The organism is Brevibacillus sp. FW301-21C12A, from assembly GCF_058788915.1.
Map to the genome: position 1 here is coordinate 34233 of NZ_JBYTBG010000002.1, position 20721 is coordinate 54953.

The 20721-nt window shown below is 55.5% G+C and carries 23 protein-coding genes; 11 read left to right on the top strand and 12 right to left on the bottom strand.

The window, feature by feature from the left end:
- Positions 1 to 17 precede the first annotated feature (17 nt).
- The 4 genes from AC3WQH_RS01710 to AC3WQH_RS01725 all read right to left on the bottom strand — a co-directional run bounded on the left by AC3WQH_RS01710 (position 18) and on the right by AC3WQH_RS01725 (position 4140).
- The gene (locus AC3WQH_RS01710; protein WP_005827969.1) at positions 18 to 794 is read right to left on the bottom strand and encodes a Cof-type HAD-IIB family hydrolase; all 777 of its coding nucleotides are present in this window, start codon (positions 792 to 794) and stop codon (positions 18 to 20) included.
- Positions 795 to 928: 134 nt separating this feature from the next.
- Positions 929 to 2044: an ABC transporter ATP-binding protein gene (locus AC3WQH_RS01715; RefSeq protein WP_005827971.1), complete on the bottom strand. Its 1116-nt coding sequence runs from the start codon at positions 2042 to 2044 to the stop codon at positions 929 to 931.
- A gap of 108 nt (positions 2045 to 2152) precedes the next feature.
- Positions 2153 to 3187 (bottom strand): PucR family transcriptional regulator, encoded by a 1035-nt coding sequence (locus AC3WQH_RS01720; protein WP_025848506.1) that lies wholly within the window; start codon positions 3185 to 3187, stop codon positions 2153 to 2155.
- Positions 3188 to 3231: 44 nt separating this feature from the next.
- Positions 3232 to 4140: a metallophosphoesterase gene (locus AC3WQH_RS01725; RefSeq protein WP_005827974.1), complete on the bottom strand. Its 909-nt coding sequence runs from the start codon at positions 4138 to 4140 to the stop codon at positions 3232 to 3234.
- 162 nt (positions 4141 to 4302) lie between these two features.
- Here AC3WQH_RS01725 and acsA point away from each other — a divergent pair, with 162 nt between their 5' ends.
- Positions 4303 to 6018 (top strand): acetate--CoA ligase, encoded by a 1716-nt coding sequence (gene acsA / locus AC3WQH_RS01730; protein ID WP_005827976.1) that lies wholly within the window; start codon positions 4303 to 4305, stop codon positions 6016 to 6018.
- A 125-nt stretch (positions 6019 to 6143) separates the two neighbouring features.
- Here the strand turns inward: acsA and AC3WQH_RS01735 are convergent, their stop codons facing one another.
- The 3 genes from AC3WQH_RS01735 to AC3WQH_RS01745 all read right to left on the bottom strand — a co-directional run bounded on the left by AC3WQH_RS01735 (position 6144) and on the right by AC3WQH_RS01745 (position 8720).
- Positions 6144 to 7109: a cation diffusion facilitator family transporter gene (locus AC3WQH_RS01735; protein WP_327990839.1), complete on the bottom strand. Its 966-nt coding sequence runs from the start codon at positions 7107 to 7109 to the stop codon at positions 6144 to 6146.
- Between the two features lie 27 nt (positions 7110 to 7136).
- Entirely contained in the window at positions 7137 to 8183 is a 1047-nt protein-coding gene (locus AC3WQH_RS01740) for a flavin-containing monooxygenase (RefSeq protein ID WP_290426103.1), read from the bottom strand.
- A gap of 135 nt (positions 8184 to 8318) precedes the next feature.
- The gene (locus tag AC3WQH_RS01745; RefSeq protein WP_005827982.1) at positions 8319 to 8720 is read right to left on the bottom strand and encodes an ArsR/SmtB family transcription factor; all 402 of its coding nucleotides are present in this window, start codon (positions 8718 to 8720) and stop codon (positions 8319 to 8321) included.
- A 139-nt stretch (positions 8721 to 8859) separates the two neighbouring features.
- Here AC3WQH_RS01745 and AC3WQH_RS01750 point away from each other — a divergent pair, with 139 nt between their 5' ends.
- From AC3WQH_RS01750 to AC3WQH_RS01760, 3 genes are all read left to right on the top strand, one after another.
- Complete coding sequence (locus AC3WQH_RS01750) at positions 8860 to 9864, top strand: permease (RefSeq protein WP_007785036.1); 1005 nt, start codon at positions 8860 to 8862, stop codon at positions 9862 to 9864.
- Between the two features lie 13 nt (positions 9865 to 9877).
- A complete protein-coding gene (locus AC3WQH_RS01755; protein ID WP_122952658.1) occupies positions 9878 to 11029 on the top strand; it encodes a TIGR03943 family putative permease subunit in 1152 nt (383 codons plus the stop codon).
- A 124-nt stretch (positions 11030 to 11153) separates the two neighbouring features.
- Positions 11154 to 11426, top strand: a complete 273-nt coding sequence (locus AC3WQH_RS01760) for a gamma-glutamyl-gamma-aminobutyrate hydrolase family protein (RefSeq protein ID WP_005827988.1) — start codon at positions 11154 to 11156, stop codon at positions 11424 to 11426.
- A 49-nt stretch (positions 11427 to 11475) separates the two neighbouring features.
- Here AC3WQH_RS01760 and AC3WQH_RS01765 read toward each other — a convergent pair whose 3' ends face one another.
- The 3 genes from AC3WQH_RS01765 to AC3WQH_RS01775 all read right to left on the bottom strand — a co-directional run bounded on the left by AC3WQH_RS01765 (position 11476) and on the right by AC3WQH_RS01775 (position 13430).
- The gene (locus tag AC3WQH_RS01765) at positions 11476 to 11877 is read right to left on the bottom strand and encodes an SET domain-containing protein (RefSeq protein WP_005827990.1); all 402 of its coding nucleotides are present in this window, start codon (positions 11875 to 11877) and stop codon (positions 11476 to 11478) included.
- Between the two features lie 99 nt (positions 11878 to 11976).
- Positions 11977 to 12627, bottom strand: a complete 651-nt coding sequence (locus tag AC3WQH_RS01770) for a response regulator (RefSeq protein WP_005827993.1) — start codon at positions 12625 to 12627, stop codon at positions 11977 to 11979.
- The gene (locus tag AC3WQH_RS01775) at positions 12624 to 13430 is read right to left on the bottom strand and encodes a sensor histidine kinase (protein WP_005827995.1); all 807 of its coding nucleotides are present in this window, start codon (positions 13428 to 13430) and stop codon (positions 12624 to 12626) included. Before AC3WQH_RS01775 ends, AC3WQH_RS01770 begins: the two co-directional genes overlap by 4 nt.
- 106 nt (positions 13431 to 13536) lie before the next feature.
- Between AC3WQH_RS01775 and thiD the strand changes: the two genes are divergently transcribed.
- Entirely contained in the window at positions 13537 to 14331 is a 795-nt protein-coding gene (thiD, locus tag AC3WQH_RS01780; RefSeq protein ID WP_026557009.1) for a bifunctional hydroxymethylpyrimidine kinase/phosphomethylpyrimidine kinase, read from the top strand.
- 62 nt (positions 14332 to 14393) lie between these two features.
- Here the strand turns inward: thiD and AC3WQH_RS01785 are convergent, their stop codons facing one another.
- Complete coding sequence (locus tag AC3WQH_RS01785; RefSeq protein ID WP_492331881.1) at positions 14394 to 15731, bottom strand: DUF4179 domain-containing protein; 1338 nt, start codon at positions 15729 to 15731, stop codon at positions 14394 to 14396.
- Positions 15732 to 15737: 6 nt separating this feature from the next.
- Positions 15738 to 16262 (bottom strand): sigma-70 family RNA polymerase sigma factor, encoded by a 525-nt coding sequence (locus AC3WQH_RS01790; protein WP_025848525.1) that lies wholly within the window; start codon positions 16260 to 16262, stop codon positions 15738 to 15740.
- Between the two features lie 140 nt (positions 16263 to 16402).
- Here AC3WQH_RS01790 and AC3WQH_RS01795 point away from each other — a divergent pair, with 140 nt between their 5' ends.
- The 6 genes from AC3WQH_RS01795 (at position 16403) to AC3WQH_RS01820 (ending at position 20681) form a co-directional block, all read left to right on the top strand.
- Complete coding sequence (locus tag AC3WQH_RS01795) at positions 16403 to 16612, top strand: hypothetical protein (protein ID WP_035317425.1); 210 nt, start codon at positions 16403 to 16405, stop codon at positions 16610 to 16612.
- Between the two features lie 80 nt (positions 16613 to 16692).
- Positions 16693 to 17766, top strand: a complete 1074-nt coding sequence (gene splB, locus AC3WQH_RS01800) for a spore photoproduct lyase (RefSeq protein WP_005828004.1) — start codon at positions 16693 to 16695, stop codon at positions 17764 to 17766.
- Between the two features lie 160 nt (positions 17767 to 17926).
- Positions 17927 to 18568, top strand: coding sequence for a deoxynucleoside kinase (locus AC3WQH_RS01805; RefSeq protein WP_025848528.1), 642 nt, complete (start codon positions 17927 to 17929; stop codon positions 18566 to 18568).
- Positions 18569 to 18612: 44 nt separating this feature from the next.
- Positions 18613 to 19302 carry a deoxynucleoside kinase gene (locus AC3WQH_RS01810; RefSeq protein ID WP_005828008.1) on the top strand — a complete coding sequence of 230 codons (690 nt, stop codon included), beginning with the start codon at positions 18613 to 18615 and terminating at the stop codon, positions 19300 to 19302.
- Between the two features lie 268 nt (positions 19303 to 19570).
- Positions 19571 to 20308: a class I SAM-dependent methyltransferase gene (locus tag AC3WQH_RS01815; protein ID WP_005828009.1), complete on the top strand. Its 738-nt coding sequence runs from the start codon at positions 19571 to 19573 to the stop codon at positions 20306 to 20308.
- An 88-nt stretch (positions 20309 to 20396) separates the two neighbouring features.
- Positions 20397 to 20681, top strand: a complete 285-nt coding sequence (locus AC3WQH_RS01820; protein ID WP_005828012.1) for a 4a-hydroxytetrahydrobiopterin dehydratase — start codon at positions 20397 to 20399, stop codon at positions 20679 to 20681.
- Positions 20682 to 20721: the final 40 nt, after the last annotated feature.

The window sequence follows — 20721 nt, forward strand, 5'->3', positions numbered from 1 at the left end:
ATCTTTCAACGTCCTTCCTAATTGATGAGTCCAAGTTGCAGCAAGCCGTGCCGGATGCCGTCTTCGTTCACATGACGGGTCACCATCTTGGCAAAAGGCTTCAATTCTTCATGGGCATTTCCCATGGCGACGCCCATTCCGACGTAGGAGAGCATTTCCCTGTCGTTGAGTCCGTCCCCGAACGCTACGGCGTCAGCGGGAGTGAGGCCCTCGTGCTTGAGGATCGCTTCGATGCCGCGCGCTTTCGAGCCGCCTTTTGGCAAAATGTCGAGGACGTGCTTGTGCCAGCGCACGTACGACACTTGCTCGAAACCTTCCGTATAGAGCGCTTCTTCTTCGGCGGTGCAATACAAAAACGCCTGATAGATCGGAGCGACCTCCCAGTAGCGATGGTGATGGGCCGGAGCGGGCAAGCGCAAAAAGTCGAACGAGTCGAGGACGTGCGGGTGATCGGATGTGTTCGCATAGCACTCTTCATGGCTTAAAAACACCATCGGATGCGCGTTTCCGTTTGCCATCTGCTCCAGTTCGGCCAATGTCGTCGTGGCAAATGGAGTATGGTGAATGACTTTTTGTTCGTTCACGACGTAGGAGCCGTTGAACCCGACAAACGTATCAATCCCGAGCTGCCGGGCGATCGGCATCAGGTGGTACGGCGAGCGGCCAGTTGCGATGGCAACCCGGATGCCGTTTTGCTTGAGCTTGCGCACAGCGTCCACGGTTGCTGGCGGAATCGCGTGCTCCGTGTTCAACAGAGTGCCGTCGATGTCGAAAAAGACAATTTTGTAGGCCATGTTTGCTCTCTCCACTCTTTCTCTATTTGTAGCCATAAAAAAGCAGCGGCAGTACAGAAGCCGCCACGGACGAAAAACGGTTGAGGACAACAGAAAAAGGAATGCCGGAAAAGACATTCCTTTTCACTTTGCTATTAGAATACAGCCACTTCCGTCTCGCTGTCAAATAGATGACATTTGGAAAGATCCATGGCGAGCTTGACCGTCATTTTCGGCTTCAAATCTTCGCGAGAGTCCACGCGGGCGACCATTTGTGTCTGGCCGATATTATGGAAGTAAACGTACAGCTCGGAGCCCATGTTTTCCACGACTTCAATCTGCGCCTCAAGCGAGCTTTCGAACGGATTGGCCTCCATAAAAGCGGCATCGCTGTAAATGTCCTCCGGGCGGATGCCGAAGATCGCCGGCTTGTTTACATAGCCTTTGTCGCGCAAAACTCTTGCTTTGTCCTCTGGGAAGCGGACGTGGATGTTTTCCGCATCGAAGTACAGGGCGCCGTCCTGTTCCGAAAGCTGCCCTTTGACGAAGTTCATCGCCGGGGAGCCGATGAAGCTCGCCACAAACAGGTTGACGGGGTGGTTGTAAATCTCGTTCGGCGTCGCCACTTGCTGAATCAGGCCGTCCTTCATGACGACGATCCGGTCGCCCATCGTCATCGCTTCCGTCTGGTCGTGGGTCACGTAGATGATCGTCGTGTTCAGCCGCTGGTGCAGCTTCAAAATTTCTGTGCGCATCTGGACGCGCAGCTTGGCGTCGAGGTTGGACAAAGGTTCGTCCATCAAAAAAACTTGCGGCTCCCGCACGATGGCGCGTCCGAGCGCGACACGCTGCCGCTGGCCGCCGGAAAGCGCCTTTGGCTTGCGGTCCAGCAGGTGGGAAATGTCGAGGATGCGGGCTGCTTCCTGAATCCGCTTGTCGATGTCGCTTTTGGAAAACTTGCGCAGCTTCAGACCGAATGCCATGTTTTCATACACGTTCATGTGCGGGTAGAGCGCGTAGCTCTGGAATACCATCGCGATGTCCCGATCTTTGGGAGCGACGTCGTTGACGCGGCGGTCGCCTATGTACAAATCGCCTTCGGAGATTTCCTCCAGCCCGGCAATCATCCGCAGCGTCGTCGATTTTCCGCAGCCGGACGGCCCGACGAGGACGAGAAACTCCCGATCCTGAATCTCCAGGTGAAAATCATCTACTGCCGTTACATTTCCGCCGTACCGCTTGTATATGTGGTTCAGTGTCACTTTTGCCATGGAAGAGGCACCTCCTTGAATGATAGGGGAGCAATTCTCGGATGACTTTTTGCAAGAGTAACAATTTTTAGACAGTTGGACTATGGGCGAAATGTACAAAATGTTTTGTTAATGCTGCCGAAAGAGCAAATAGAGCTGGAGCAAAACGGCGTCAGGAAACTGGCGCGGATCAAGGCCCGTCTGTTCCGTCAGCTTGTCCAGCCGGTACAAGAGCGTGTTGCGGTGCAAAAAAAGCTGCCGGGCTGTCTCGCTGACATTGAGCTGCCGCGCGAACAGCGTCTCCAACGTTTCGCGCTGCTCGCTGCTGATTTGCGGCACAGACATGAGAGCGGCAAGCTCGCGGGCAATCGACTTCGCCGTTTCCGCAGGCAGAGAAGCAGCCCAGCGCTCCAACGGATACATCCAGTCGCCCGCGACCATCACTTGTGCCCGGTATTGATGCAAGGCGCGGGACAACAGCAGTTGCCCGGCGAGCGTTTTTTCCAGAGAGGAAGGCGCAGCTACGGGCGCGCTGACAATGATGCGCACAGGCTCCATCCATTCGGTCGAGATCAGGTCGTACAGGCCGGATGCCCATTCCAGCAAGTCAGCCCGCTCCTTTGCGCCCTCCAGGATTGAGATCGGGAGCAGCAGGACAGAATAAGCATGACTCAATGCAAAAAAGGCGAGGCTCGACGCTTTTGGCGCGTAGGCAGCCGTTTCGCGGAAAAACGGGTGCAAACAGCTTTGCAACGCTTCCCACGTGCCTGTGCCTTCCGTCCGGTTGCGCTCGATCAAAAAGACGAGGCGCTCTTCCTTCCACGGCCAGCGGGCATCGAGACGTTCAGGGGGAGCCTGGCGCAATCCTGTGACCATGGATTGCAGCCATACCGCAATCTGCTCGTGCAGCGTCGGAGGCGCTTTTTCTTCGGGACGGGAAAAAAACAGACTCAGCAAGGAACGGGAAGACGCGGGCCACTGCATCGCTTCAATCAGCACGAGGTAGGCGGCATCGTGCTCAGACGCAAGCGAAACAAGTTCCCAGCCTTTTTGCTCCCATTCTTGCTGAGTCTGGCTGATCTCGTGTTCACAAACTTTCACGCAAACGATCGGCAAGTTCGTAACCTGCCTGATTTGCTCGACTTCCTTCATCCATTTTTCCACAGCGAAGACCTCCGTTACAAACTCTTGCGTAGGTCTATTATACATTACTCCAGGGCAAGCGTGGCGGCGCTTTCCTGCAAAGCGGAAGGCTGTGCTGCCGTTGCCTCTGGGACCGCAAGCAGGCTTGCGCTGCCTAGCGTGTGCAGTGTCATTTCCGGACGAGAGCGAAGGCGGACGTTCAGCCCTGTTTGCCCCAGGCCCTCACTAATGTAGAACGGCCGTCCGTCCATCTCATGCAGCCCTTTGACCATGTTCAGCCGCGGCAACTTCCCCATTTTGGCGAGGTGGTAAGGACGCGGCCAATGAATTTGCCCGCCGTGAAAATGTCCGGCCAGCAAGTAATCGTAGGCATAATCTTTCATATGCAAGACGATATTCGGGTCGTGCGTGAGAACGAGGCGCACGCCTGTCGCGGGAACGGCTTGAAACGACTTTTCCAGTTGGCTGCGGCGCGTACTGTAATCGTCGACGCCGATGATGTGCAGCGGCTGGCCTTTATGGTCGACCGTCACATGTTCGTTGATGAGGACGCGGCAGCCGATCCGCGTCAGCTCCGATTTCAGTTGCGCCAGCTTTGGCGGCGAGAGAACGTAGTCGTGGTTGCCAAAAACGACATACGTACCGAGCGCAGGCTGCAATTGCATCAGCCGCTCGACGTAGGCGACTGCTTTCGGAATGTTTTTATGGCGATCGAGCAAATCTCCGGTAATCGCGATCAAATCGACCGATTGCCCGGAAAAATCGCGGACGATCCGCATCGGGTCAATCGACAAATTTTCCATGTGCAAATCGGACAGATGCAAGACAGAGAGCGGTTCGAAGTCTTGCCGATCATCTATATGCTGCGACGGTTGCAGCGGAATGGAAACATAGTTGGTATGGACATCGAATGTATTGCGATACGCTTTGACAAAGAGCAAGGCGACAGCGACAATCAGTAAAAACCATAACATCTCTTCGGCCATCTCCTTTATCCCCAAGGTAGTGTCATTATACTCGATTTCTGCGCTTTTCGAATAAGTAGGTTCTGGCAGAAGGAATTTAGCGAAAAGTGCAGAAATATTATGAATGTTGCGTAGTGAAGAATCCATTAAGGGGTTTAGGAGAGTGAGAGCATGAACGTAGAAAAAATTCCGGCGACAGAAGGCCGATTCAACCTGGAGAATTACGACGAGACGTACGCCAATTTTGACTGGAAGGATGTCGAAAAGCAATTTTCCTGGTATGAGACGGGAAAAGTGAATATGGCTTATGAAGCCATTGATCGCCATCTTTCTACCGAGCGCAAGGACAAGGTCGCGCTGCTGTACAGCGATTTGACCCGGGAAGAAGCCTACACCTTTGCCCAACTGAGCGAGCTGTCCAATAAATTCGGAAATGTACTGCGTGACCTGGGAATCGCAAAAGGCGACCGCGTGTTCGTCTTCATGCCGCGTACCCCAGAGCTTTATGTAAGCGTTTTAGGAACGCTGAAGGTCGGTGCGATTGTCGGCCCTTTGTTCGAGGCATTTATGGAAGCAGCGGTGCGCGACCGTCTGGAAAACAGCGAAGCGACCGCGATTGTGACGACTCCTGCGCTGCTGCCGCGCATCCCGGTATCCGAGCTGCCAGCCCTCAAGCACGTCATTATTGTCGGGGCAAAAGAGGAGCTTGCGGAAGGGCAAGTCAGCTTTGAAGAAGCGATGGCAAAAGCATCCTCGGAGCTGGAGATCGAGTGGGTGGATCGCGAGGACGGCATGATTTTGCACTACACGTCCGGCTCGACAGGCAAGCCAAAAGGCGTGCTGCACGTCCACAACGCGATGATTCAGCACTACCAGACAGGAAAATGGGTGCTGGACTTGCAAGAAGACGATGTGTACTGGTGTACAGCCGACCCGGGTTGGGTGACAGGCACTTCGTACGGCATTTTCGCTCCGTGGCTGAACGGCGTCACGAACGTCGTTCGCGGCGGACGATTCACTCCGGAAGACTGGTATAAAACGATTGAAAAATATAAAGTAACGGTCTGGTACAGCGCGCCTACCGCGTTCCGCATGCTGATGGGCGCAGGCGATGAGGTTGTGAAGCGCTTCGATCTGTCCAGCCTGCGCCATGTACTGAGCGTCGGCGAGCCGCTCAATCCGGAGGTTGTGTATTGGGGACTGCGCGTATTCAACCACCGCATCCACGACAACTGGTGGATGACAGAGACTGGCGGCCAACTGATTTCCAACTACCGCAGCATGCCGATCAAGCCAGGCTCGATGGGCAAGCCTGTCCCGGGCGTCTACGCGGCGATTATCGACGACCAAGGCAACGAGCTGCCGCCAAACCGGATGGGCAACCTTGCGATCCGCGTCGGCTGGCCGTCGATGATGCGACAAATCTGGAACAACCCGGCGAAATACGCAGAATATTTCAGCATCCCGGGCTGGTACGTGTCGGGCGACTCGGCTTACAAGGACGAGGAAGGCTACTTCTGGTTCCAGGGCCGGATTGACGATGTTATCAACACGTCCGGCGAGCGCGTCGGTCCTTTCGAGGTCGAGAGCAAGCTGGTCGAGCATCCGGCAGTCGCCGAAGCAGGGGTAATCGGCAAGCCCGATCCGCTGCGGGGCGAAATTATCAAGGCGTTCATCTCGCTGCGCGCGGGCTACGAGCCGAGCGAAGCGTTGATGGACGACATCCGCAAGTTCGTGAAGGAGGGGCTGGCAGCCCACGCCGCACCGCGCGAAATCGAGTTCCGCGACAAGCTGCCAAAAACGCGCTCCGGAAAAATCATGCGCCGCGTCCTCAAGGCGTGGGAGCTGGGCCTGCCGACAGGCGACCTGTCCACGATGGAAGACTAGGCGAACAGACGAAGAACCATCTCTCTTGGTAAGGGAGATGGTTCTTTTTTTGCTCAGTGGGGCGGGGCTTGGAGATGGGACGTTCGTGGTTATGGCGGTGTGCGTGAACGTGTGAGTTCGCGTGTTCAGCGGGAGTGTCCGTGCTCATGCACATGCCCCCGCGCCCCTCCCTGACAATGCAGCTTGCCGTGCGAGATTGAAGAGTTCTCAATCTGGATCGTCGCGTGCGTGATGCCAAATTCTTTTTGCAAAAGCTCCAGCGCCGCATCCAGGACAGGGTAGCTCGGCAAGCCGTCCTCGACGATGAGGTGGCACGTCAGCGAGTCAAAGCCGGAAGTGACCGTCCAGATGTGCAGATCGTGCACCTTGCGCACGCCGTCGAGCTGGCCCAGGCGCGCTTCCACCTTTGTCGTGTCGAGGCGGGAGGGCGCTCCTTCCAGCAAGATGTTGACCGATTCCTTGGTGACGCGCCAGGCGCTGAGCAAGATCAGGAAGGCGACGATAATGCTGATGAGCGGGTCGGCGATGTACCAGCCGAAAGCGAGCATCAGGATACCGCCGAGAATGGCGCCGACAGAGCCGAGCATGTCGCCCAGAACGTGCAGGTAGGCGCTGCGCACGTTCACGTTGTCCTTGTAATCGCCGCGCATGAGGACGAAGGCAGCGGCGATATTGGCGAGCAAACCGATGGCGGCAATGACGATCATTTTTCCGCTGGCCACCTCGGGAGGCTGGAGCAGGCGCTGGAAGCCTTCCCAGAAAATGAACAAGGAAATCAGCACGAGCGTGAAGCCGTTTGTCAAGGCAGCGAGAATTTCAAAACGCTGCATCCCGAACGTTTTTTTGGCCGAAGGGGGACGCGCGGCAAAGTGCAAGGCAACGAGGCTGAGCAGAAGCGCCAGGGCATCGCTCAGCATGTGGCCGGCATCGGATAAAAGCGCAAGACTGTTGGTCAAAAAGCCGCCGATCGTCTCGACGATCAAAAACACCGTGATGATGAGAAAAGAAGTGAACAGCGCTTTTTTGCTCGCTCCTTTTCCATGGTGATGATGGTCGTGTCCATCTCCGTGGTCGTGATGGTGGAATCCCATAGTGTTGCCCTCCTCTATTGGGTCGCTTTAGCGGACGAGTTGTTCAGCAAGAAAGAAAGCGTCTTTTCCCACGCCGCCCATGAGCGCGGAGGCGCGTGTATGCTGCCAGGGAAGCCCGAGAAAAAACAGTCCCGGCACGGCTGTGACACCGCGATCATGCCGCGGCCAGCCGCTTGGGTCGAGTACGTCTGCCATGGACAGCCAGCCGTAGTCGGGGCGAAATCCGGTCGCCCATAAAACGCTCTGGAAGCTCGCCTGCCCGCCGTCTACGAAAAAGGCGGTTTTGTCCGCAAGGCGAACGGTTCTGGCCGCGATGCGCATGGCTCCAGTTTTTGCCAGAGCTTTCATCTGTTTTTGGTAGCCAAAAATCGGATCAGGTCGTTTCATCAGTTGCTTTCCGACCCACGACGAGCGCGGGGCGTCCAGCAAGCCAAACAACTGCATGTAGTCAAAAATAGTTTTGCCCAAAACGTACAAAGGCAGATGAACGCGCGGCTGTCCGCTGGAAAAAATGACGGGGCGGTGCATGGCCAGCTCCACGGCGATTTGCGCGCCCGAATTGCCTGAGCCGACGACGAGGACGGGCCCGGCGGGGAGCTGGCTCTCGTTTCGGTAGTGCGCCGTATGGAGCGAGACGGCATTGGGGGCCAACTGCCCGGCAAACGGCGGGATGTAAGGCGATTGAAACGGGCCTGTTGCGACGACGACGTTTTTCGCTCGCAGCGCTTCGTGCCCTGTCTGCACGAGAAAGCCCGATGCCGTGCGCTCGACGGAGACGACCGCCGTATTCAAACGGACGGGCAATTGAAAATGACTGGCGTACAGCTCCAGATAGTCCGCGGCTTCGTCTTTCGTCGGAACGGTATGCGGCTCTCCGGGAAAGGCCAGGCCGGGGAGGGCATTGTGCTTGCGCGAGGTAAACAGCACGAGGGAGTCGTAACGCTTGCGCCAACTGTCCCCGACGCGTCCGTTTTGGTCCAGAATGACGAAGCGTACCTGCCGCTGCTGCAAAAAATGGCCCAGCGCAAGGCCGGACTGGCCGCCGCCAATGATGATGACTTCATAGTCGTGCATGGGAGACCCCTTCTTTCGGCCGGGAATTTACCTAAATCATACCACATTCATTATTATATTCAAACAATCATTTGAATGTTAGGTAAAAACAATAAAAAAAGCCGCCACAAATGTGACGAGCCACAATGGAACTGCTCAAGAACGAGCTGTCTTTTTCGATTGCTTCAATTCGGCCGCATGCTCGATCCCGCACATAATCAGATGGCGAACATGGTCGTCGTCCAGGGCGTAGTAGACGAGCTTTCCGTCCTTGCGGTGCCGGGCAAGCCCCATGTTGCGCAGCAAGCGCAGATGGTGGGAGGTGTTGGCAATCGAGCTGTTGATCGTGGCCGCGACATCGCACACGCACAGCTCGCCCTCCAGCGCCAGGGCGTAAATGATTTTCGCGCGCGTGTCGTCCGCCAGCGCCTTGAACAAAGGGGCGACGCCTTCTGTTTCGCTCATCTTCGGCCGCAGCCTGTTTACCTTCGCTTCATCGACCGTTTGGATCTCGCAAACGTCTCCTTCTTCAGCAGCACGCTGAAATTCCAGCTCCATGTTCTTCCCCCCGCACAGTCGGTTTTATCCATTATAAAACGGAAAGGGACGGAAAAAAAGACGGGAACCAGGAGGAAAGTGCGCAAGGAGTATCTAATTAGGAATGATGACGATTTGCTAAAAGGAGTGGACAGCTTACGTGATTGCTAAAATTCGTCATTTCCTCATAGAGATTATAGGGGCCGTCCTTCTTGGATTGTGTGTAGTCTGGCTTACCACTGGCAGCCAGAATAGCTGGTTTTCCGGCTTTCGCATAGAATGGTCGCCGCGTTGGCTCGATGTCAAAACGTTTTTTCTCAGCATTTTGCTGGAGGCCATCCCGTTTGTGCTGCTGGGCGTGTTTTTTTCCGCCTTCATTCAGACGTTTGTCTCGGAAGAGCAGGTTAGGCGCTGGATGCCAAAACATCCGCTCGTCGCGTTACCGATTGCCGGGCTGCTCGGCTTTTTGTTTCCGGTGTGCGAGTGTGCGATCGTCCCGGTTGTCCGCCGCCTGATTCAAAAAGGGATGCCCGTATCCGTCGGCGTCGTGTTTTTACTCGCCGGACCGATTGTCAATCCGGTCGTGCTCTCCTCGACGTACATCGCCTTCGCGCGGCAGCCGGATATGGCGCTGTACCGGGGAGTCGCCGGTTTTCTCGTCGCGCTGGCCGTCGGCTTGTTGGTCTGGCTGTTTGTGAAAAAGAACCCGCTGCGGCTCGGGACAGAGGCGCAAATTCGCCACGAAGCCGCCCATAGCGAAGCGATGCGGGGCAAGCTGTCGGCAACTTTTGCGCATGCCGTTGACGAATTTTTCGACATGGGCAAATTTTTGCTGTTCGGGGCGTTGGTCAGCAGCATCCTGCAAGTGTTCATGAGCCGCGACATTTTGGTGGAGATCGGGCAAACGCCGATTACGTCCCATCTGGTCATGATGGGCATGGCTTACTTGTTTTCGCTTTGCTCGGAGGCGGATGCCTTTATTGCCGCATCGTTTTCGGGCACGTTTCAAAGCAGCTCGCTGCTCGCTTTTCTCGTCTTTGGACCGATGCTTGATTTCAAAACGACGCTGATGCTGCTCGGCACGTTCCGCTTCGGATTTGTCGTTAAGCTCGTCGTCGCCATTACAATACTGGTGTTGGCCGTTACGATGCTGATGCCGATCTAGGGGGAGGAAAGAAATGGAACAGACGAACTGGACCAGACACTATTTGATGCGCAGCCTGATTTTGGCAGGGTTCGCCGCGCTGTTGTCCTACCTGATCTGGACGGAAAAGCTGGGGCATTACCTCGCGCCGAAGCTGCACATGCTCAGCTACGTCACGCTAGGCATTCTCGTCATTTTGACCATTGTGAGCGTGCGCCAGTTGTTCAGCAAAAACCGGGCGTACGAGTGCGACTGCGAGGAAGCGCACCAGGTGCCGCGCACGCGCTGGGGCTCGCTTGTCATCTACAGCCTGTTTTTGCTGCCGATCTTCATGGGCTTTTTCATGCCGGATAAAATATTGGGGAGCGCCGTAGCGGAAAACCGCGGGGTTACTCTGCTCAGCAGCGACGCCAGAAAATTGGCGGCAGTGGCGACAGGAGCTGGGCAACCAGAAGCAACGTCCCAGCCGTCCAGGGAGCAGGGCGGCCAGGCTGCACCGCCAGAGCAGACAGGCGAGGACGCATCGCCATCACAGCAGGCAAATGCGCCAGTCGTGGTGGAAACAACAGGCGAAGGCCAGAAGGGCGATCAGCAACAGACGCCACAGCAATCCGCGCAGCCGCAAGCGATAGAGCAAGCAGTGCCCGCAGACGCAACGGCTGCGAACCCGACAGCAAGTGGCACAGCACAGGCTGCTTCTGGTGCCAGTCCGTCCATGACGGACGAGGAGCTGAAGCGATACTTTTCGGGCGGGGGCTTCGGCGATTTTTACACCGACATCGCCGCCTCCATGTACAGGCAGCCCGTGATCTCGCTTCATGACAAAATCTTTTTGGACGGCCTCACCACGCTGGAGCTGTACGCGAAAGACTTCGCGGGAAAACAGCTCGAAACGCTCGGCTTTGTCTACAGGGAGCCTGGACTTGGCGACAAGCAATTCGTCGTGGCGCGTTTTTCGGTGACGTGCTGCACGGCGGATGCCAGCGTCTTCGGCATTCTCGTGGAGAGCGAGGACGCAGGCAAATGGGCGAAAGACAGTTGGGTCAAGGTGCAGGGCAAGCTGGAACTGCGCCAGGTCGACGGCTATGACATGCTCGTGCTGAAAGATGCGAAAATCCAGGCGGTCAAGGCACCGAAAGATCCGTATGTGTACTACAGCTACGAGGCGGCAGATATCACTCCATAAAAATCGTGCTCACCCATTGGCTTCGCCAGTTACGTCTGGCGGAGTCATTTTTTTGTGCAGAACAGAGCGAGACTGCTGAGCTTTTGATAACCCGCATGAAGGCTTCGGCGGGAAGCTGCGGGGATTGGCCGGACAAGGCTTTAGCGTCATCGGGCACGACTATTTGGATGCCGTGCGAAAAGCAGGAGCGATTCCGCTCGGGATTCCTGTCGGGGATCTCGATGCTTGCCAAGAGCTTGTAGCGGCGGTCGATGGCATTGTGCTGGCGGGCGGAGAGGATATCGACCCGGTGCGGTACGGGGCCAGGATTGACATGCGCTGCTCGGCGCTTGCGCCGGAACGCGACGAATACGAACTGAAGCTGCTGGAGGCGGCGCTGGCTGCCAACACGGGCTAAAAAACAAAAAGGCAAGGGAAAAGCTCCCCTGCCTGTTGATCGCGCTTGCCTATTCCTTTTTATTGCCGGACTGCTCTTCTTCGTAAAACCAGAGCGGATCGTCGCAATCCTCATCGCCGTTGTAGTTAATCAAAATCTCTTCGCCCGCCTGAATGTCGCGATAGGCGTAGAAATCGAACGTGTGGTTGTCAAAATTGATGCTGTACGTGGCGTTTGGCGTGTAGGAATGGTTGAATAGCATGCCGTAGCCGAGCAAAAACGCGGTATGGTTGGCACCGTATTCAAAGGCGTAGTCCGCCAAAAGCGTTTTTTCAATGTGCTCGTGTTCCTCGTTCAGATAAGGAAGAACCGGAGCTTCATGGAGCAATTCGCCTTTTGCAAAGTCGCGCATGGCGAAAACGCCTCTGTTTAATTCTCCGTTGCTCAGCTTGGAGGTCTTGACTTCGAGCATGTGGTTCACCTGCCATTCTTCATGTCTGGTATCGTAAAAACGGGTCCTTCTAAGGATGACAGTGGTTGGCGCGGAAAGCAACTGTTTTCGGTTGGGAGCTTACTTTTTCATAATCAGATGGTGGCGCACCGCGTAGGCGGCGAGCTGCACGCGATTGGCCAATTGCAGCTTTTCCAGGATGTTTTTCAGGTGGTTTTTCACCGTGTTTTCCGCGATAATCAACGCTTCGCTGATTTCCCTGTTCGTCTTTCCGGCTCCGACGTACATGACGATTTCCCGTTCGCGCGGCGTCAGCACATCCGGCACCAGATCGTCCACGTGCTCCTCCTGCCTGAACCGGTACATCAGCCGGGTTGCCATTTCCCGCGTCAGCTCGCTGTCTTCGCCAAGCAACGCGTGCAAGTAGTTGATCCAGTCGTCTGGCTCCAAGTTTTTCAGCAAATAGCCTTGCGCGCCGAATTGAATCGCGGTAATCAAGTCTGCGACGTCATCCGAGACGCTCAGGATGACGACCTTGATGTGCGGGTACGCTTTTTTCACCTCGCGGGTCGCTTCCAGGCCGCTCCATTTCGGCATGTTGATGTCCATCAGCACCAGATCGGGCTGCAACTGTCCACAGAGCAAAAAAGCTTCCTCGCCGTTTTCGGCCTCGCCGATCACTTCAAACGAAGGGTCCGGGTCCAAGAGCGAGCGAATCGCCATGCGAGCCATCGGGTGGTCGTCAGCGATCAGCACACGGTATGCGTTCATTGCGAAAAACCTCCAGGATGGGCTGTCAGGCGAATGATGGTGCCGCCGTCTGCCCGTTTTTGAATGTCAATTGCGGCGTTCAACTGGCGCGCCCGCTCGCGCATCATCGACAAGCCGTATTTTTTCGTGTCTGGCTTGGTATGGGCAATTCCCACGCCGTCGTCCTCGATCACGAGCTGCCAGCTCCGCGGCTCGCCTGTCGTCAGTCGAATCCAGGAATGCTTGGCCTGCGCATGTTTGCGGATGTTGGCAAAAGCTTCCTGGATGATTCCGAACAGTTGCACTTCCTCCGCAGGGGTGAAAAAGCTTTCCTTCACGCGCAAATCCGCTGCGACATCGACGCCGGACAGCGCGCTCCACTGCGTCAGCCATTTTTCCAGCCGCTGGTCGAAGCTGCCTTCCTCCGGCAACGAGCGCAGGTTGAAAATCGCCTGGCGCACGTGGTTGTCGATGGCCGAAACCGCTACTCTGGCGTCATCCAAATGCCCCTGCTTCAGCTTGACATTGAGAAAAAACAAAGATTGCGCGATGCCGTCGTGCAACTCCCGGGCCAAACGCTCGCGCTCCTCGTACACGGCCCTCCTGGCTTGCTCCTCGACGATCCGCGCGTTCATCTGCTTGATCGTGCGAAACATCCAGGTGGCGAACAAATAAGACAACAAGAGCGTCAGCAAAGTAATATATACGTTGCCCGTTTCCATGGACATATAAGGCAGCAAAAAATCGTGCCGAACAAATTCGAAGCCCCCGATAATGATCGTGGGAATGAGCACGGTCAGCCAGTAAAACAAGCGATACGACATAACAAATCCCTTCTTTGCGGTTGGTCATCACTCCTAAGTATACCGAATGGGACAAGCGGATGATATACTCGTAGGAGAAAAGGTGGCGAAAGCAGGAGGGAGATTCATGCATACAATCGCGAGAGCATTGACGATAGCAGGATCAGACAGCGGGGGCGGAGCGGGCATCCAGGCCGATTTGAAGACGTTTCACCAACTCGGCGTTTACGGAATGAGCGCGATTACGGCGATTACGGCGCAAAATACGTTGGGCGTGGCCGGGGTGTATCCGCTGCCGACAGAGGCGGTGGCCCAGCAGATGCGCGAAGTGTTGCGCGACCTGGGAGCGGATGCGGCGAAGACGGGAATGCTGTTTGATGCGGACATCATCCGCGCAGTGGCGGCAGAGGTGCGCGCCGCGAGTCTGCAAAAGCTGGTCGTAGACCCGGTGATGATCGCCAAGGGCGGGGCCAAGCTGCTCCTGGACGAAGCGATTGACGCGCTGAAAACAGAGTTGCTGCCGCTCGCGGAAGTCGTGACGCCGAATTTGCCGGAGGCCGAGTGCCTGACAGGTATGACGATTCGCACCCCGGACGATATGCGCGAAGGCGCCCGCGCGATTCATGCGCTCGGAGCGCGCAACGTCTTGATGAAGGGCGGCCACCTCGACGGTGATACCGTCGTCGACATTTTGTTTGACGGCCGCGACTTTTTCGAGTTGTCGCATGAGCGCATCCATACCCGGCATACGCACGGAACGGGCTGCACGTTTTCCGCTGCGTTGACGGCAGAGCTGGCGAAACATACGCCGCTCGTGGCTGCGGTTGAAAAAGCGAACCGCTTTATTTTCGAAGCGATCAGGACCGCTCCGCAATTGGGCGGCGGCCACGGTCCGACCAATCACTGGGCGGTTGTGGAGTAAAGCGAAGGGGAGCGACAACAAAATGGCCTCGCGGAGAGCAAATTCTCTGCGAGGCCATTTTGCTATTTGACTTGCACGGTAAACCCGCCTTGCAAACGAGCGGGATAGTCCGTGAGGGTAAAAGTGTAGAAATCAGGGGCGCCGTTCTTCGTCAGTCTTTGGTAAATCAGGCTGTACGTCTGAAGACGCCTCGCCGGATAGCGCGAAGAAGAGCTTCCCTGGACGTAGTCGTATTGATTCGCCCGATTGTCCGTGATGTCGCTTCCCAGATAGACGTAGCGATGCGCGTCCGCTTCCTCGATTTGCAGTTCCCAGTCCATGCCGACCACATCGTCGACCTGGCGCAGCGCTGTCAGCTTGAGCCTGGCATCAGGAGCTTTGGCGAGCGTCTGCGTCTTCGCGTCGATCACCACCTGCAGCTTGTCGCGGTCCAGCGCCCGAATCCCGTTTGCTTTCAAAAACAGCTTTTGCGGCTCCAGAAAATAGATGCTTTCCAGATTGTACACTTTGCCGTTTTCCCCGTTGTCACGCGTCGGCACGCCATTTCCCCAGAAAGCGTACGTCTGGCCGTTTTCATCCACCAGCCGCAGATCGTCAAAGCCGAAAATATGTTTGGAGTTGCCCGGATCGAAGCGGATGCTGACTTCTGTTTGCGTAGGGAACACCGTCATTTGCTCGATGGTAAACGTCTGTCCGTCCACCGTCACTTTTTTTCCGACAGGAACCACTTTTTTCTCAAATGTCGTGTATTTGCTATGGTCGATCGGAAACGTAATCGCAAGCGGAGGGTTCAGCTCTACGCCGTCGAGGTCGAGCGTCACTTTGGCTGTCAGCGCGTCAGGTACTTCGCTTGTTTCCGGGAGAAAAATATCAATCCGGTTTTTTTGCTCCTCGTTCGCTTCCACGTCCATGCTAGACCAGCTCGCTCCGTGCTCCCACTCCTTGCCGGAGGCGTCAAACAGCTCCAGCTTGCGCATCCCGACCTTTTGGCCGCTACGTTCGTGCTTCAAGGTGTAAAACAGCAGCATCCGCTTCTGATCGGTCAGCACCTGGTCGATCGTGAACGTGATGCCTGCAAGCGAGCCGCCTGTGCCGATGTCCTGGACCATCTCGTGCTCGGCAGCCAGCTGCAACCCTTTGTCATCGCGAATCAGCTCGACGAACTTTTCCATCCCGGGAATGTGGCTGACATAAGCGGCAACCGCCGGGGAGAGGCGCACCGAGAACACAAAGGCCAGGAGCAGACACCCTGTCGCAATTCCCGAGCAGAGGCGAACCAGACGGCTGCGGCGGCGTCTGCGTTGAAGGCTTTTGGCCTGGGCGATGCCAGAGCGAATGTAGTGCTCGATGTGCGGCGGTACGTGCGCGTCGGTCTGACCCTCTGTTTTTTCGATATCCATATACATTCACCAGCCTTTCCCGAGTTCTTTTCGCAATGTAGCCAACGCCTTGTGCAGCCAGGTCTTGATCGTTCCTTCCGGATGGCCGAGCCGTAACGCAATTTCGCGAATGGTCAGATCTTCAAAATATTTCAGGATGATGATGCTGCGGTAAGCAGGCGTAAGCTTGGCCAGCGCTTCCTCGATAACGAGTTTGTCCGCCGTGTGCTCCCACTGCTTGCGATCCGGGTCCGCCAGACCGTCGCCATCGGGAAAGTCGGGGGCAAACCGTTTTTTTCGTTTCAGCTCGTCCAGACATACGTGGATGAGAATGCGTGTCAGCCAGGTGCGAAAATGCGCGGGCTGCTTCAGGCGAGACAAGCGGAGATAGGAACGGCAGGTCGCTTCCTGTATCGCCTCCAGCGCGTCCAGTTCGTTGCGCAAAAAGGCGTAAGCCACGCTGTACAGCTGCTGTTGCTGCTGGCAAATCAACTGGTAAAAAGCTTCGTCGTCTCCTTGCCTGGCTTGCGAGACAAGTTGTTCCAGATTCACATTTTCCCCCTCCTACACGTATTAGACTGCGCAAAGGCGAAAACAGTTTTGGGAAAATCGGCAATCGCTGCGTCTTTTTTGAACCAACTGCCTGCTTGTTGCTTACAGTAAAGGAAGAAGCAATGAGGGTGGGGGAAGGCATGTGGACCAAATGGGTAACGATTCATGAATCGTACGGGCTTCCTAGAGTGGCGAGCGAGTGCCGGCGATATTTGGAGATAAAAGGAATCCGGGTCAGGCTGTTGTCCAGAGAAACGAAAAAAGGCGGGTATGTGTACACGCTGCAGGTGCCGTCCAGCCAGGCGGCGGAAGCGCGACAGTGGCTGCGCGAGTTCAAAAGCACGCTGTAGAGCGTGAGCAGCCAGTGATCTCCTCGAAAGCTTGTCCGACTGTGCAGGCCATACTACACACTGGGAGGGATCTTGCGCTTATGGTGACGACACTGCTGGAAGCACCCGCGAAAACAGGGCAGAAAAAAGCTGGCCTGTTTGTGCCCGACTACGTTTTCGTCGAGCCAAACGCACTGAACTATCCGCTCGGCCAGGAGCTGTACCAGCGTTTGCAAGCGGAAGGCATCCCGCTGCAAATGACAACCAGCCACAATCAGGTGCGCGGCATTCCCGGCGAGACAGAGGTGGAAAAGTACCGCAATGCCAAGCGAACATTGGTCATTGGGGTGCGCAAAACGTTGAAGTTCGAAACCTCCAAGCCGTCTGCCGAATACGCGATTCCGCTGGCTACAGGCTGCGCGGCGCATTGCCACTACTGCTATTTGAATACGAACATCGGGTCCAAGCCGTACGTTCGCGTCTACGTCAATACCGATGAAATTTTGGCCCAGGCGAAAACATACATCGAGGAACGGCCGGGAGAGATTACCCGATTCGAGGCAGCCTGTACGTCCGATCCGGTCAGCATCGAGCATTTGACAGGCAACCTCAAGCGAGCGATCGAATTTATGGGGGAACAGGAGTATGGCCGTCTGCGGTTCGTTACCAAGTTTCACCACGTCGATTCGTTGCTCGATGCGAAACATAACAAGCATACCCGTTTTCGCTTCAGCATGAATGCCGATTACGTCATCAAAAACTTCGAGCCGGGCACTTCCAGCTTTGCGCAAAGAATTGAAGCGGCGGGCAAAGTGGCAAAAGCAGGCTATCCGCTCGGCTTCATTTTGGCCCCCTTATACTGGTTTGACGGATGGGAGGAAGGCTACACCGACTTGCTGGAACGGCTGCGAAACCAGCTCGTCCCGGAAGCGCTGGCCGACCTGACTTTTGAGCTGATCCAGCACCGCTTCACCAAAATTGCCAAAAACTTGATTTTGCAGCGCTATCCGAAAACCAAGCTGGCGATGAACGAGGAGGAGCGCAAATACAAATGGGGCAAGTACGGCAAAGGCAAGTACGTCTACCCGGACGTGCAGGCCAAAGCCTTGCAGGCGCATTTGGAGAGGGAGATTGCGAGACTGTTTCCCAAGGCCAAAATCGAGTATTTTACGTAGCGCAAAAGCGTTTGTCCGACCGACTGCTCTGATCGTCAGGAGCAGTTTTTTTTATTGGAAAAAAGCGGCATGCGACAGAAAAGGAATGGTTTCGACAAATGGAAGTACGCGTGCTAAAATATGGAGTGCTCTCATTTTGGCGAAAGGAACAGAGGCGTATATGAAGTCCATATTAATAACTGTCGAGGGACCGATCGGTATTGGAAAAACCTCGTTGGCGCGGGAACTGCACCGCACTTGCGAATTGCAATTATTGGAAGAAATTGTTTATGAAAATCCGTTTCTAGGAAAGTTTTACGAGAACATCGCGGAGTGGAGCTTTCAGCTAGAGATGTTTTTCCTGTGCAACCGCTACAAGCAGTTGCAGGATATTCACGCCCACTATCTCAACCAGGGCATTTCTGTCGTATCCGATTACAATATTTTTAAAAATACGATTTTTGCCAAACGAACGCTGTCCGACAACAATCTCCCGAAGTATCTCAAAATTTATGATATCCTGACAGAAGATTTGCCGCAGGCCCATCTGGTCATTTACTTGACGGCGTCCATCGACACGGTCATGAAGCGGATCGCCATGCGCGATCGCGAGGTGGAGCGGACGATGGATGTGGGCTATATGGAAAATCTGATCGCCGATTACAACGAATTTATGGACGAGTTTGAAAAGCACCACCCGGATACGCCTGTCATCAAATTCAACTGTGACGAGCTGGATTTCGTCCATCGGCCAGAGGATCGGCAGTATATGCTCGATCTCATCCTGCCGCGCATTCAGGAGCTGCGGGGGCAACAGGCATAACGATGCCGTGTGATTGGCAAGTATTTCAATAAGGAGTTGCGTACATGTCTAGGTTTCAAAACAGCCATCTTCGTGAAAAATACGGCATTCCGAGCAATGCGGTCATCACCATCGGCGGAACGGTAGGCGTCGGCAAATCGACGTTCACACACGCCCTGGCCGATCAGCTCGGTTTTCGCGTGTCCGTGGAAAAAGTGGACAACAACCCTTACCTTGGCCGTTATTACAACGATTTGTCCCGCTGGGGCTTTCACCTGCAAATCTTTTTCCTGGCCGAGCGCTTCAAGGAGCAGAAGCGGATGTTCGACTACGGCGGCGGCTTCGTCCAGGATCGCTCGATTTACGAGGATACCGGCATTTTCGCCCGCATGCTGTACGAGCAGGGCAACATGACGGAAGAAGACTACCGCACGTACACAGAGCTGTTCGAAGCGATGGTCATGACGCCGTACTTCCCGCATCCCGATATTTTGATCTACCTGGAAGGCAGCTTCGATGACATTATCGGGCGCGTCCAGGAGCGGGGACGCCCGATGGAGCAGCAGACCCCGATCGACTACTGGCGCGATTTGTTCAACCGCTATGATAGCTGGATTCACTCGTTTACCTCCTGTCCTGTTCTGCGGGTGAACATCAACGAGTACGACGTCGTGGACGACCCGGCCTCCGTGGAGAGCATCATTGCCCGTGCGGCGGAAAAAATTCGCCTGGGACGAGCTGCGCGCCTGCCGTAGCCAGCCCCAAAACCCCCTGTCCTCCTACTGTATGGCAAGGCTTGCCGCCAGCAGGAAAGACAGGGGGTTTTTGTTTTCGGACTGTGTTTGCCATTCACCGGACGGGATAGTCTTCGAGCCTCAGCGCATCGCTGTCGTCGTTTCTTCGCGAGTGTGCTTTTGGTCAGGCTTCCTGCGGTTTTCCGTGCACTTCGGCGGGGGGAAATCGGCTGCGGATAAACCCCGCTGTGGTATAATGAGAGCATCTTGGAATTAAAGGAGCTAGGGAATGGCAGAAGAATGGTTTGAACGCAGCTTTCGCGAAGATTACGTACTTGTGTATCGGCATCGGGACGATTCGGCGGCCGACAGCGAGATCGCCAATCTGCTCGAGCGATTGCCGATAAAGAGCACGGGGCGCGTACTTGATCTTTGCTGTGGGAGCGGGCGGCATTCGCGTGCGCTGGCTCGCAGAGGATACGAAGTCGTAGGTGTCGACCTGTCCCCCGTGCTGCTGCAGCTTGCGGAAGAGCAGAACACCTATCCACAGCTCAGCTTCGCTCGCTGCGACATGCGCCATATTCCGTATCGGGACGAATTTGACATCGTAGTCAACCTGTTCACCAGCTTTGGCTATTTTTCGTCCGATGAGGAAAACGCGCAGGTCGTCCGCAATATGGCGCAGGCATTGAAGGTGAACGGGGAAGTCGTCATCGACTATTTGAACCCCGCCTACGTGAAGCAGCATCTTGTCCCGCACTCCACCAAAGAGGTCAGCGGGATGCTGATCGAGGAGAAGCGCTGGATCGAGGACGAGGCGGTAAAAAAGCGGATTTTGATTCGAGACGATCCCGCCGCGCAGCCGAGGGAGTACTTGGAGCAGGTTCGGCTTTTCTCCGTGGAACAGATGACGGCCATGCTGGAGCTGGCCGGATTCGGACAAATTCAGGTATTCGGCAATTACCAATTTGAACCGTATATAGCCAGTCAATCGCCGCGCATGATTTTTTACGCGATCAAGCAATAGGTAGCGCGGATAAGCGTGACTAACCTTTCTGTCTGCTGAATATGATGGTGTTACCACCGATTCATCGGACAAAAGGGGGGCGATGTGAGTGAGCAAGCTGTCTTTGGAACAGGTCAAACTGTATTTGAGCAAGGTTCCGGGCTGGAAGCTGGTAGAAGACAGGATGGCGCTGTCTCGCACATATCACTGTAGAGACTTTGCCACGGCTGTGAGCTTTGTAAACCGTGTGGCGGAAATGCTTGAGCATGACAGTCAGCATGTCGAGATTCACCTGTCTGGCGGAACTGTGACGTTTACGCTCGCGACCCGCGAGGCAAAAGGGCTGACGGGCAAAGATTTTGCCCTCGCCCAGACGATCAGCAAAGTAAGCTAGCGTCAGGAAACAGCCGCTTCGGTTTGGGAAGCGGTTTTTC

Excerpts from the sequence above, each read along its gene's own strand:
- AC3WQH_RS01710 (WP_005827969.1), bottom strand. The coding sequence starts at position 794 with ATGGCCTACAAAATTGTCTTTTTCGACATCGACGGCACTCTGTTGAAC.
- AC3WQH_RS01815 (WP_005828009.1), top strand. The coding sequence starts at position 19,571 with ATGGCAGAAGAATGGTTTGAACGCAGCTTTCGCGAAGATTACGTACTT.
- AC3WQH_RS01775 (WP_005827995.1), bottom strand. The coding sequence starts at position 13,430 with ATGTCGTATCGCTTGTTTTACTGGCTGACCGTGCTCATTCCCACGATC.
- AC3WQH_RS01795 (WP_035317425.1), top strand. The coding sequence starts at position 16,403 with ATGTGGACCAAATGGGTAACGATTCATGAATCGTACGGGCTTCCTAGA.
- AC3WQH_RS01770 (WP_005827993.1), bottom strand. The coding sequence starts at position 12,627 with ATGAACGCATACCGTGTGCTGATCGCTGACGACCACCCGATGGCTCGC.
- AC3WQH_RS01745 (WP_005827982.1), bottom strand. The coding sequence starts at position 8,720 with ATGGAGCTGGAATTTCAGCGTGCTGCTGAAGAAGGAGACGTTTGCGAG.
- AC3WQH_RS01805 (WP_025848528.1), top strand. The coding sequence starts at position 17,927 with ATGAAGTCCATATTAATAACTGTCGAGGGACCGATCGGTATTGGAAAA.
- AC3WQH_RS01725 (WP_005827974.1), bottom strand. The coding sequence starts at position 4,140 with ATGTTATGGTTTTTACTGATTGTCGCTGTCGCCTTGCTCTTTGTCAAA.
- thiD (WP_026557009.1), top strand. The coding sequence starts at position 13,537 with ATGCATACAATCGCGAGAGCATTGACGATAGCAGGATCAGACAGCGGG.
- AC3WQH_RS01765 (WP_005827990.1), bottom strand. The coding sequence starts at position 11,877 with ATGCTCGAAGTCAAGACCTCCAAGCTGAGCAACGGAGAATTAAACAGA.
- AC3WQH_RS01715 (WP_005827971.1), bottom strand. The coding sequence starts at position 2,044 with ATGGCAAAAGTGACACTGAACCACATATACAAGCGGTACGGCGGAAAT.
- AC3WQH_RS01755 (WP_122952658.1), top strand. The coding sequence starts at position 9,878 with ATGGAACAGACGAACTGGACCAGACACTATTTGATGCGCAGCCTGATT.
- AC3WQH_RS01810 (WP_005828008.1), top strand. The coding sequence starts at position 18,613 with ATGTCTAGGTTTCAAAACAGCCATCTTCGTGAAAAATACGGCATTCCG.
- AC3WQH_RS01735 (WP_327990839.1), bottom strand. The coding sequence starts at position 7,109 with ATGGGATTCCACCATCACGACCACGGAGATGGACACGACCATCATCAC.
- AC3WQH_RS01740 (WP_290426103.1), bottom strand. The coding sequence starts at position 8,183 with ATGCACGACTATGAAGTCATCATCATTGGCGGCGGCCAGTCCGGCCTT.
- acsA (WP_005827976.1), top strand. The coding sequence starts at position 4,303 with ATGAACGTAGAAAAAATTCCGGCGACAGAAGGCCGATTCAACCTGGAG.
- splB (WP_005828004.1), top strand. The coding sequence starts at position 16,693 with ATGGTGACGACACTGCTGGAAGCACCCGCGAAAACAGGGCAGAAAAAA.
- AC3WQH_RS01785 (WP_492331881.1), bottom strand. The coding sequence starts at position 15,731 with ATGGATATCGAAAAAACAGAGGGTCAGACCGACGCGCACGTACCGCCG.